Origin of the sequence: Bifidobacterium sp. ESL0798, from assembly GCF_029395415.1 — a bacterium.
Classification (GTDB): domain Bacteria; phylum Actinomycetota; class Actinomycetes; order Actinomycetales; family Bifidobacteriaceae; genus Bifidobacterium.
The window spans coordinates 329,030-340,610 of record NZ_CP113914.1; the positions used below are offsets into that span (position 1 = coordinate 329,030).

Sequence of the window (11,581 nt, forward strand, 5' to 3'; positions counted from 1 at the left end):
GTGCAGCCCCACTCGCGTATTCTTATTACCGGTTTTGCGACGGAAGGTTACTTCTTCTTGGGCTTCTTGGCCGGCGGCTCACCGAGTTCGGCGTCGCTGACACGAACGATAATCTCGTTGTCCGGGGTATCGTCGGAAGCGTCGACCGTAACCGAAAGCGGACCAGTGACCTTGCCGGCTTCGGCGATGTCGACGAGGCTCAAGTCGATGGCCGTCTTGCCGGCCTCGTTGGCCGCGTTGAGCGTGGCCTTCAAGATCGGGGTCTTCATTGAGACCTTGGCCTGCGACTTCAAACCGCGCAGCTCGGCCAGTGCCTTGCCTGCCCAAACGAGCATGTCCGGGTCGGCGTCGCCTGCGGCGGCCTCGTAAGGCTCGGCGGTCGGCCAGGAGGAGGTGTGCACGGATCCCTCGCCGGCGTGCATCCAGTGCCAGACCTCTTCGGTGGCGAACGGCATATACGGCGCGAGCAGACGTGCGAACGCCTCAAGGCCGAGGCCCAGCGTGGTGTGCGCGGACTTCACGGCGGCCTCAGATGGGGTCTTGCCGGTGGAATCTGCCGTGCCGTAAGCGCGGTTCTTCACCAGCTCGATGTAGTCGTCGCAGAACTGCCAGAAGAACGTCTCGATGAGTTCGAGCGCCTTGGAGTGCTCGTAGGCGTCCATCGACTTGGTGGCTTCGCGGATCACGGTTGCCAGGCGAGCCATCACCGCGCGGTCCAGCGGTTCGGTGACGTCGGCCGGATTCCAATCGGCGCTTGAGGCGGCACCAACGTGATGGTTGTCGTCCTCACGGCCGATGGCCAGCGCGAACTTGGTGGCGTTCAGCAGCTTGATGGCCAGACGGCGGCCGATCTTCATCTGCCCTTCGTCATAGGTGGCGTCGAGGCCGAGCTTGGCGGAAGCGGCCCAGTAGCGCACCGCGTCGGCGCCGTACTTCTCGATCGGCTCCTTGGGAACCACGACGTTGCCCTTGGACTTCGACATCTTCTTGTGGTCGGGGTCGAGGATCCAGCCGGACAGCGCGGTATGCGCCCACGGCAGGCAGTGGTTCTCGAGATGCGCGCGGTCCATCGTGGTGAAGAGCCAGGTGCGGATGATGTCCTGACCCTGCGGGCGCAGGTCCATCGGGAAGGTGGCCTTGAAGAGGTCCTTGCTCTCCTGATCCGGCTCTTCCCAGTGGGTGACGATCTGCGGGGTCAGCGACGAGGTGGCCCAGGTGTCCATGATGTCCTTTTCGGCCGTGAAGCCGCCGGGCACGTCGCGCTGGTCTTCCGTGTAACCTTCAGGCACGTCGTTGGTCGGATCGATCGGCAGCTGGTCTTCGCGCGGGGTGATCGGATGGTCGTAATCCGGCTCGCCGTCGGCGTTGACCGGATACCACAGCGGGAACGGCACGCCGAAGAAGCGCTGACGGCTGATGAGCCAGTCGCCGTTCAGGCCATTGACCCAGTTCTCATAGCGCACACGCATGAAGTCGGGATGGAATTGCAGCTCCTTGCCGCGCTCCAACAGCTCGGCGCGCAGCTTCATATCGGTACCGCCGTTTTTGAGGTACCACTGGCGTGAGGTGACGATTTCGAGCGGCTTGTCGCCCTTCTCGTAGAAGTTGGTCATACGCTTGGTGGGCTTCGGTTCGCCGTCGAGATCGCCGGACTCGCGCAGATGCTCCACGATGATCTTGCGGGCCGTGAAGGTGGTCTTGCCTTCGGTCTCCTCGAAGATCTTCTTGCCGCCTTCGTCGACGACCCAATCCGGCACGCTCATGATGATGCGGCCGTTGCGCTGGATGATCGGGCGAAGCGGAAGGTTCAGATCACGCCACCACTCGATATCGGTCTGGTCGCCGAAGGTGCAGCACATCGCGATGCCGGCGCCCTTGTCCATCTCGGCGGCCGGGTGCGCCATGATCGGCACCTTGACTTTGAAGAGCGGAGAGTAAACGTACTGCCCGAAATACTTCTGGTAACGTTCGTCGTCGGGGTTGGCGATCAGCGCGCCGCAGGCTGCCAGGAGCTCCGGTCGGGTGGTCTCGATGTAGATCGGCGTGCCGTCCTCGAAGCGGAAGGCGACGCGATGGTAGAAGCCGTCATATTCGCGGCTTTCCAGCTCGGCCTGCGCCACCGCGGTCTGGAAGGTGACGTCCCAAAGGCTCGGCGCATCCTTCTGATAGGCCTCGCCACGTGCAAGGTTACGCAGGAACGCTTTCTGTGCCACGCGCTGCGGATGCTCGCCGATGGTGTGGTAGGTCTGGCGCCAGTCGATGGACGTGCCCAAGGAACGCCACAGCGCCTCGAACTGCTTCTCGTCCTGCGCGGTCAGGCGCTCACACAGCTCCACGAAGTTCTTACGGCTGACCGGCACCTGGTCGCGGGCGCTGATCTTCTTGCCGTCCGTGCCCTCGAACGGCGGCTTGAAATCAGGATCGTATTTGAGCGACGTGTCAACGCGCACGCCGTAGTAGTTCTGCACGCGGCGCTCGGTGGGCAGGCCGTTGTCGTCCCAGCCCATCGGGTAGAAGACGTGCTTGCCGCGCATACGCTCGTAGCGGGCGATGACGTCGGTGTGGGTGTAGGAGAAGACGTGGCCCACATGGAGGCTGCCGGAAACGGTAGGTGGCGGGGTGTCGATGGAGTAGACGGACGCACGGTCGGGTGCGCCGTTGCCGTCGCGCGGAATCTCGAATTCGTAGGTGCCGTCGTTGTCCCATTCGGAACGCCATTTGTCTTCCAGGCCGTCGACGCCGACCCGGTCGGGCAGCGGCGAAAGGCTTGCGTGGATAATGCTATTGTCCTGATCAGTCATAACGACCAATTTTAGAAAGCAATGGTGACATCAGCGCCGCCGTGGTTGGCATGCGGGCGTTGGCGGGTTACTTTGTGCTCACATCGCGTAACGGCAGCAGTTCGTCGGTCATATTCCTGGGGTAGCCGGCGATGTTATTGTCCGCGGCCACCATGCTGCTTTCGTTATAGAACCAAGCGCTTCCGGCGTCCGAGCTCACGGTTTTGGCATAGGCGCGGAGATTCTGCTGATAATCGATATCGTTGGTGGAGGCCAGAGCGTTGCGGTAATCCTGCTGGGCCTCGCTGTTCTGATAGCCGAAGCGGCCTTCGGCGAAGGCGCCCAGATCGTCCGGCCCCTGCATGGCGACGATAGCCATTTTGTAATCGCCGTTGTCGAGCCGTTGCCTGAGCGTATCGTCATCGACGACTTGCATCACCAGATGGAGCTGCGTGGTCTTGAACTGGTCGAGCACCTGCTGGCCAAGCGACGCGTATTCGTCGGGTACCAGGAACGTGATGTCCCCGAAATACCCCGGCCGGGTGATCCAGTAGTTCAGATCGTTTTTTCCAGCGTCCAGATTGTGCGGGAATATCGCGGAAAGATCGTCGTAACCGGGTTCCAGCGGACTGATCGGTCCGTTGAGCACGGACGCCGCGTTGGGCTGGCTTTTGGTGATGGCCTCGTTGTCGAGGATATAGCGGACGGCCGAACGCGCGCGTTCGTCGGAGAAGATCGAATCGCTGCTGTTGTTGAGCGCCAGCGTCAACTTTGAAGTCGTCAATCCCTTCGAAACGCTGTATTTTTTGCTGCCTTGGAATGGCTTCGGGGAATCCGAGGGACGCAGCACCGCAAGCTGGACCGTTCCGTCTTTCATGGCTTTGCCAAGCGATTGAACGGAGTCGAAATAGCGCAGGGTCATCTGTGAACTGGCCGACTGTTGTTTCCAGTACAGGGGATTGCGTGTGAATACGATGGAATTGCCGGGGTCGAAACTGCGCACGGTGAACGGTCCGCTGCCGCCGGCCTGCTTGGCATAGTTGATGTTGGAAGTCGAATCATAGACGATTCCGGCACGTGAGGAAAGCGCCCGCAGAAGTCGCGGATTGGGTGAGGAAAGACTTATCTGCACCGTCGAGGTGTCAGGGTTTTTGACGGATTTGAGACCTGTGAGATCCTCGGAGCCCACGTAGTTCCTGTTGATGACCTGCTGAAGGGAGTAGACCACGTCGGTGGAATCCAGAGCGTCCCCGTTGGCGAAGCGCATATCCGCATTGAGCGTGAACGTATAGTTGAGGCCGTCTTTCGAGACATCCCAGCTTTTGGCGATGGACGGGACAAGTTTGTTGTCCTGGTCGCGGCCGACGAGGGTTTCGTATACATTGCCGAGCAACGCCTGGTCGAGCTCTTTGCCTTGCACTGTGCGGATGTCGAGAGACTGCGGGGCCGTGGCATCCAATCCGACGGTGACTTCCGAACCGGAATGAAGCAGGGTGGCGTCAACGGAGCGATGGTCGAAATGAGCCCAGCCGACACCTACAAGGGCGAAGAGCACCGCAGCAGCACCGAGGAAGACGAGACCCCTCATCGGCCCGCTCATTTGCTGCTTATGACGTGACATGACTCAACAGTTTACTATCCGGTGCTGAATGATTCCTGAAAACGGATAAAGCCTTGCGGCACAATGGATTTTGAGGCAGGCCGGGTCAGAGTGGATGGAAAGCGGAGGGGCAAGTGTCATTCAACAGGCAGGATTCGCAGTCGGGGTTGCGCGCGGTGCACACGTTACGGCCGAAGAGGATGAGACGGTGCGAAAGGTCAGACCATTCTTTCGGTTCGAAATACTGCGTAATTTCCTTTTCGACCTTGACCGGGTCGGGATGCTTGTTGCTCCAATCCGTACGCCAGCGCAGACGGCCAGTGACGCGGATGACATGCGTGTCGACCGGAAAGCCGGGCACGCCGAATGCGTCGCCCAAAACGACGTTCGCGGTTTTGCGGCCCACGCCGGAAAGCGTCGTGAGTTCCTCCATCGTCTGCGGCACCACGCCGTCGAAATCACGGACGATCTGGGCTGCAAGTTCGATGATATGTGCTGATTTCGTATGATAGAAGCCGACTGGATGGATGATGTCTTCGATGACTTCCGGGTTGGCCGCCGCGAGTCGTTCCGGTGTGCCGTAATCCTTGAAGAGCGTGGGGGTGACGCTGTTGACGCGCACGTCGGTGGTCTGGGCGCTTAGAACAGTGGCGACCAAAAGCTGGAACGGGGTTTCGTAATCGAGTGTGCACATCGCCTTGGGAAACATTTCGCACAGTACATCGTATTCGGCGTGGATGCGTTCTGCGCGTTGCGCTTTGGTTTCCCTAGGCATCGGCTTCCATTCCTTGTGTATAGACGTTTTCTGATTATCGAATCATATTGATAATCAGGTGATTCTTTGCCACTATAGGCGCGAAAAATTTCGTGTTGTCACCTATTTTGCGGATTTCAGGCGTTGTTTGCGCCATCGCCGATATTTTCGTCGTTATCGTCGTTTCCGTCAGTGTTGGCGCTGTCGTCATCCGGCGGATCGAAACGATAACCGACGTTGCGCACGGTGCCGATCATATGCTCGTATTCGCCGCCGAGCTTGGCGCGCAGGCGACGCACGTGGACGTCGACCGTGCGCGTGCCGCCGTAATAGTCGTAGCCCCACACTTCCTGTAGCAGCTGGGCGCGGGTGAAGACGCGGTGAGGGTGCGCGACAAGATATTTCAGCAGTTCGAATTCCTTATAGGCCAGGTTCACCGGTTCGCCGTTGAGCGTGGCCGTATAACCCTTGGTGTCCACCACCAGGTCACCGGAACGGATTTGCCCGTCATCGTTGTAATTGTCGCGTTCCACGGATGTGCGCGTAGTGGTCGGGGCGGTCTGGCCGCGCTCGCAGACCAGCCGCAGCCGGCCTTCCACCTCGGCGGGGGAGGCGTTGTTCACCACGACGTCGGCCACGCCCCACTGGATATTGATGGCGGTAAAGCCGCCTTCCGTAATAATGGGGATGATCGGAATGGAAAGACCGGAGGCGTGAATGAGATTGCACAGCGTCTTGGCGTTGGCGAGATCGTCGCGCGCATCGAGGAAAAGAATGGTGTTTTCGGGAAGCTTCACCAGGCTTGCGGCATCCATCGGTAGCACGCGCACGCGGTAGGAAAGCAGGGCGAGGCTGGGAAGCACGCTCGCAGGGTTGGGGGCCATCGTCATCAATGTCAAATCGGTCATCGAGCCCTCCCCTCCCGATCGTGCGCCCTGTTGCCTGTAGGCTTTGCCGTCTCCGGTCGAACGGCCTCAAGCACAACTCGACACCGTGTATACGACGTCATTGGGGTTTATGCGATTACCGTCATTGTACCTGCTGGTTGTGGACACTGGCAGCTACCATATTTCTTATAGAAAACCTTGTTGGTTTCGGCGGTGTTACGCCGGGGTTTGGTGGTTCGAAAGCCGGTAAGCGGCTAGGCGGCAAGGTTTTGGATGACCGGATTTCGTGCCTAGAATGGTGCGAAAAGCGAGTGACACGAGACGGAACGGGGTTACGGATGACTGCTGCGGCGAATGGCGACGGCAATGGTGGACAGCAATCTATGTCGATAGGTTCCCCCAAGGGGATGGTGGCGCTTGAGGTCGGCGCGTATGCGGTTATCGCTGTTCTCTTGGTCGTTGCCTGCTTTGTCGAAGGGCGTATGGAAGTCGCCATCTTTACGGCGGTTGCCGGGGCACTGGCGATTTTTGTGGGAGTTTCCTGGCCGTTGCACACCAGCATTTTTGATGCCTTGGTGGGAGCCTTTGGCGGATTCGGCATGATATATGCGACCGAAACGTCACTGGCGGAGGCGTTGCCGAATGCCGATGGCATGACGGGGCCGCGCAGGCTGCGTCGTCATGTGTCTGCCCGTTTCGATGCGATGTCTGGTGATGAATTGCTGCATTGGTGCACTCGCTGGGCGACCGCATTGCTGATTGTGCTGGCGGCGTTCGTCATCCTCGGTTTCCTGCATCAGATGCTGCGCCGCGAACGGACGAATATGGTGCTTTCCCTTTCGCACGGCCTGATGTTCGACGTCGCGATGGCAGGGGCTTCGGGCTGGGTGTTCGCTCCGGCTCTGCTGCGTTATTTCGGTGTCGGCGCGTTGGGTGCGCGCAAGCCGTATGTGGTCGCGATTGTCGCAGTGATTGCCGTGGCTCTGTTGGCGGCGCTGTCGTGGGCGTCGACCAGGTGGGCGAAGGATTATCGGGCTGCCGGAAGCCCCATTACACGCTTCAAGCAGGATACCTATGATTCCAAAGAGGTACAGAAGTTTCGTCGTTATGGCATGTATTCCTTTGGTCTGATGCCGATTATGTACGGCGGTTTTGTGGTATTCCTCGCGGTGGTTGCGCTGCTTGCTTTTGTTGGCTGATGGCTATGTCGCGATTCATAGCATGGAACGCGTGTAGATGCCGTGATTGTTCTTCAGCGCTGTGTCGTGTTTTGCTTGAGAATTGCAAAACGTTGAAATACCAATGATTCCGGTGACTGACAAATTGCTGTGATGAATATATTTGCAGCAGGGAAACCTTATTTCGATTGAAATTCCGTTCTCTGCTGTTCGATACAGCGGCGAACACATTTTTGAGTATCCTAGGTCTTCAGTGTTGCATCGAATTGGATTTAGACATCTGCTCGCTGTACATATGCATATGGCGGTCATGATTGCATATTTACCAAGCGATGATGCCGAGGTGTTCCAACAGGGTTTTCAGACCAATGAGAATCAGGATGATACCACCGATGATTTGGGCGGTCTGCTGCCAACGTACGCCGATGGTGTGGCCGAGGTAGAGGCCGGCGATGGAGAAGGCTCCCGTGATGACGCCGATGATGGCGGCGGCCCCCCAGATGTTGAGTGGCATGAACTGGAAGCTCACGCCCACCGCGAAGGCGTCGATGCTGCACGCCACGGCGAGCGGGGCCATGTGCCGCCAGTCGAATTGCGCGGTTTCCTTGGTGTCTTCCTCCGGCTCGCCGAAGGCCTCGCGAATCATGTTGCCGCCGATGAGCGCGAGCAGAGCGAAGATGATCCAATGGTCGACGGCCTCGACGTACTTGCCGAACAATGAAGCGAAGAAGTAGCCCAGGACGGGGAAGAGCGCCTGAAAACCACCGAACCAGAGTGCAGTTTTGATCGCATTGACCGGCCGGACATGTTTGGTGGCCAACCCCTTGCCGATGGCGATGGCGAAGGCATCCATCGAAACGGACACCGCGATAAGCAGGATTTCGACGATCATAAGCTTGACGGCTGCACTTTCGTGTTCATCCGCGGCGCCGACGTTGATGGCGGTGAGCCAGTCGGTTGTCACCGCAAGTCGCACGCGAATGGGCCTCGACGGTTACCCGCCTACGCCTTGTGTTTCGGCATTGAGAACTGCTGGCAACCCACCAATGTCCCGGCTTTGAATTCCCGATGTGAATACCGTTCGCATGCCACAATTGTTGACCTCAGTATAATACCCGGTCGATGACTTGACCGATGTTTCGTCGTTCTGCGAATTTGGCAAATAAAAACCGGAACGATGCGCGATGCATGTTCCGGTTTAGGTAATGGTGAATGCCGAATGGTTATCTCATCAATGGTCGTAATTGAGAACCAACGATATTCAAGATGAGCTATCGTCTCACTTCTTGGAAGCGGCGAGGCGCTCGCGGGAAGCCTTGATCTGCTTCTCGGCTTCGGCCACGTTGGTCCAGTAATCGCCGGGCTTGACTTCCTTGCCGGGCTCCAGGGCCTTGTACTGCTCGAAGAAGTGCTTGATTTCGGCCTTGTGATACTCGTTGACGTCATCGATGTCCTTGATGTCATCGAAACGCACATCGGCGGGCACGCACAGCACCTTGTCGTCGCCGCCCTCTTCATCTTCCATGTGGTAGAGGCCTACGGCGCGGCACTCGATGACGCAGCCCGGGAAGACCGAGTTCGGAATCATTACCAGGGCGTCGAGCGGATCGCCGTCTTCGCCGAGGGTGCCTTCGATGTAGCCGTAGTCATCCGGATATCCGAAGGAGGTGAAGAGGGTGCGGTCGAGCGTGATGCGGCCCGTCTCCTGGTCCACTTCGTACTTGTTCTTCGATCCGCGCGGGATCTCGACGAGGACATTGAACGTTTCAGCCATGTTTGCTCCTTTTGAACGTGCCTTGCGTACGTTGTGTGTACGGTTTTATTACCGAAACCAAGTCTAGCGCAGATACTCGCCGATGCGCTGATTTCCTTCATTTTGCCGTTGGCTGCGGTTGATTGCTATTCCTGGTCGGTTTGAACAAGACTGAATATGTAAGCCGGGCGTTCGGTGGGATTCAGAGTGACTTTGTTGTTGCTCGACCAGGTGAAGTTGCCGCCGCCAAGTTCGTCGTGGACATCGAAGGTGTGATCGCGAGGGAGGCCGAGCAGTGCCGGGTCGAAGTTGACCTCCGAGGTGTGGGCGGCCTTGCAGTCGAGGTTCACCACAACGATGAGGGTGTCGCCGAGGGTTGGGTCTGCTGTGGTGCTGCTTGCATTGGCGAGAGCTTGGCTTTCCGTGTCATTGTTGGTTTTATCGCTATGTTGCCCATCCGTTAAATCGGCTGACATCGGAGGAATATGACGGGCGAAAGCCACGACGTTCGGGTCGCTGGTCCACAGCATGATCAAATCGTGATAGCTGCGGCAGGAGGGATGAGCTCGGCGGATGCGGTTGAGGTCGGTGAGCAAAGTGGCGATGCCGTATGTATCCGCTTTGTTCCAATCGCGCACCTTGATCTCGTACTTCTCGTTGTCCGCCTGTTCCTCGCGTCCCTCTTGCTGATGGTTCTCCACCAGCTCATAGCCGTTGTAGATGCCCCATGAAGGCGAGCCCAAGGCGGCCAACACCGCGCGAACTTTGTGGCCAGCCGGCCCGTTGTCGCGCAGATAGTCGGTCAGGATATCAGGCGTGGTGGGCCAGAAGGTGTTGTGCTGGTAGTAGGCCTCGTCGCTGTTGGTGGTCTGCAGGTATTCGCTCACCTCGTCCTTGGTGTTTCGCCAAGGGAAGTAGCTGTGCGACTGGGTGAAGCCCGCGAGGCTCAGCGCGCGCATGATGGCCGGACGGGTGAAGGCCTCGGCGAGGAACAGAATTTCGGGGTGCCTGCGTTGCACGGCCTCGATGACGTCCTGCCAGAAACGTACCGGCTTGGTGTGCGGGTTGTCGATACGGAATATCGTAACGCCCGCCGCAATCCACAGGTCCATGATGCGTTCGGTCTCGTGTTCGATGCCCGGCATGTCGATGTCGAAATCGATGGGGTAGATGTCCTGATATTTCTTCGGCGGATTCTCGGCAAAGGCGATGGTGCCGTCAGGTTTGTGTCGGAACCAGTTCGGATGTTCCGTTACCCACGGGTGGTCGGGCGAGCATTGCAGCGCGAAGTCGAGCGCGATTTCCAGACCCAACTTGTGTGCGTAGGCGCAGAACGCCTTGAAATCGTCCATGGTGCCGAGCAGCGGGTCGACCGTATCGTGTCCGCCGAGCGACGAGCCGATGCCGAAGGGTGAGCCCGGGTCGTTTGGCCCTGCGACCAGAGCGTTGTTGCGACCTTTGCGGTTGGTAACGCCGATGGGGAAGATCGGCGGCAGATAGACCACGTCGAAGCCCTCGGCCTTGGCGCGGTCGAGTCCGGACAGCGCTGTTTTGAGCGTGCCTTGGACGATTTCGCCGGTTTCAGGATTCCTCGTTGCGCCCTCTGAACGCGGGAAGAACTGGTACCACGCGGTGAAGCTCGATTCGGGGCGTTCGACCTTGAATCGTTGCGGTGCGCTCGCGGTCAGGCCTTCACGTAGTGGGTTTGCGAGATGCAGCGCCTCGATGGCAGGATTGTCGGCGGCGGAAATCCGTTCCTCGATTTTCAGAGAATCGTCGGCAAGCTGTCGAGCGGCTTTTTGCAAGATGTCACGCTGAGCGTCATTGAGCCCGGCTTCCTCATCGTCCGCCCAACGTGCAAGGAGCTGCGAGCCTGAAATCAACGCGTTTTTTCGGCATCGTCGTTGACGTTGACCTTGATTCGTGCATCGGCCAGCCAGGAGTCGTATACGTCTTCCCAGCCCTCCAGCACGACTGTCCATTCGCCGAGCTGCTGCTGTATCTTACCGAAATCCTCGTCCCAGGGCTTGAGATTGCTGGGAGCCCCGGCGGCGAGATTTGCTTTCCACAGGTCAAGGCCGGGATTAACGCAGTCCATTGGAATCCGTTGCCTAATTTCGCCGTGCGGGTCGCGCAGAATCGCGGTGGCTCCCGTATGACTGCGGCCTTCGATGAAGATTCGGGCTGTGACGGTGAACATTTCTCCGAGTTCGACGCGTGCCGGAAAGGTTCCGCGCTCCTCGCCTGGCGTGACCGACATGATGACTATCCGTCCGAATTGGCGAGGCGCGCTTATGAGGAGTCTGGGCGTTGCCGGCTCCCTGAATTCATGGCTTGTTGTATTGGCTGACATCTTATTACCGCCTCGTTTTTCGCGTCGGTGACTTGTTCTGTAGTCATCATTGTAAAGGTAGGATTGATGGCCTTCGTTATTTTGAGCAAAATGATAGGATTTGTGTATAACTATTTTTTCGTATGACAAAATAGTTGATAAGCATGTGGACGAATCAGGCAAAGATGCCCTGTAAACGGCGAAATGTGGATAGTGGAAATCAAGTTATCCACAACACGCCGAGACCCCGATCATTCGACCACAGTGCCTGAAAACAACGCGGAAATTTGCGCAACT

At 58.3% G+C, this 11,581-nt stretch carries 7 protein-coding genes and 1 pseudogene; 1 reads left to right on the forward strand and 7 read right to left on the reverse strand.

All coding sequences use genetic code 11. From position 1 onward, the window contains the following. Positions 1 to 47: 47 nt before the first annotated feature. The 4 genes from valS to OZX74_RS01275 all read right to left on the reverse strand — a co-directional run bounded on the left by valS (position 48) and on the right by OZX74_RS01275 (position 6,042). Positions 48 to 2,801 carry a valine--tRNA ligase gene (valS, locus tag OZX74_RS01260; protein ID WP_277156794.1) on the reverse strand — a complete coding sequence of 918 codons (2,754 nt, stop codon included), beginning with the start codon at positions 2,799 to 2,801 and terminating at the stop codon, positions 48 to 50. Positions 2,802 to 2,868: 67 nt separating this feature from the next. Further along, positions 2,869 to 4,401 carry an ABC transporter substrate-binding protein gene (locus OZX74_RS01265; protein WP_277156795.1) on the reverse strand — a complete coding sequence of 511 codons (1,533 nt, stop codon included), beginning with the start codon at positions 4,399 to 4,401 and terminating at the stop codon, positions 2,869 to 2,871. Between the two features lie 85 nt (positions 4,402 to 4,486). Next, complete coding sequence (gene nth / locus OZX74_RS01270) at positions 4,487 to 5,155, reverse strand: endonuclease III (protein ID WP_277156796.1); 669 nt, start codon at positions 5,153 to 5,155, stop codon at positions 4,487 to 4,489. Between the two features lie 116 nt (positions 5,156 to 5,271). Then, a complete protein-coding gene (locus OZX74_RS01275; RefSeq protein ID WP_277156797.1) occupies positions 5,272 to 6,042 on the reverse strand; it encodes a response regulator transcription factor in 771 nt (256 codons plus the stop codon). A 317-nt stretch (positions 6,043 to 6,359) separates the two neighbouring features. Between OZX74_RS01275 and OZX74_RS01280 the strand changes: the two genes are divergently transcribed. Beyond that, complete coding sequence (locus OZX74_RS01280) at positions 6,360 to 7,220, forward strand: hypothetical protein (RefSeq protein WP_277156798.1); 861 nt, start codon at positions 6,360 to 6,362, stop codon at positions 7,218 to 7,220. A gap of 301 nt (positions 7,221 to 7,521) precedes the next feature. On the opposite strand, the gene OZX74_RS01285 is transcribed toward OZX74_RS01280, so the two are convergent. The 3 genes and pseudogenes from OZX74_RS01285 to OZX74_RS01295 form a co-directional block, all read right to left on the reverse strand. Then, entirely contained in the window at positions 7,522 to 8,091 is a 570-nt protein-coding gene (locus OZX74_RS01285) for a manganese efflux pump MntP family protein (protein WP_277157369.1), read from the reverse strand. Between the two features lie 387 nt (positions 8,092 to 8,478). Continuing rightward, positions 8,479 to 8,973 (reverse strand): inorganic diphosphatase, encoded by a 495-nt coding sequence (locus OZX74_RS01290; protein ID WP_277146152.1) that lies wholly within the window; start codon positions 8,971 to 8,973, stop codon positions 8,479 to 8,481. Positions 8,974 to 9,098: 125 nt separating this feature from the next. Next, positions 9,099 to 11,305 (reverse strand): annotated as a pseudogene (locus OZX74_RS01295) (alpha-1,4-glucan--maltose-1-phosphate maltosyltransferase). Between the last annotated feature and the right edge of the window lie 276 nt (positions 11,306 to 11,581).

Coding starts and splice junctions, on each gene's coding strand:
- valS (WP_277156794.1), bottom strand. CDS start 2,801: ATGACTGATCAGGACAATAGCATTATCCACGCAAGCCTTTCGCCGCTG.
- OZX74_RS01265 (WP_277156795.1), bottom strand. CDS start 4,401: ATGTCACGTCATAAGCAGCAAATGAGCGGGCCGATGAGGGGTCTCGTC.
- nth (WP_277156796.1), bottom strand. CDS start 5,155: ATGCCTAGGGAAACCAAAGCGCAACGCGCAGAACGCATCCACGCCGAA.
- OZX74_RS01275 (WP_277156797.1), bottom strand. CDS start 6,042: ATGACCGATTTGACATTGATGACGATGGCCCCCAACCCTGCGAGCGTG.
- OZX74_RS01280 (WP_277156798.1), top strand. CDS start 6,360: ATGACTGCTGCGGCGAATGGCGACGGCAATGGTGGACAGCAATCTATG.
- OZX74_RS01285 (WP_277157369.1), bottom strand. CDS start 8,091: ATGATCGTCGAAATCCTGCTTATCGCGGTGTCCGTTTCGATGGATGCC.
- OZX74_RS01290 (WP_277146152.1), bottom strand. CDS start 8,973: ATGGCTGAAACGTTCAATGTCCTCGTCGAGATCCCGCGCGGATCGAAG.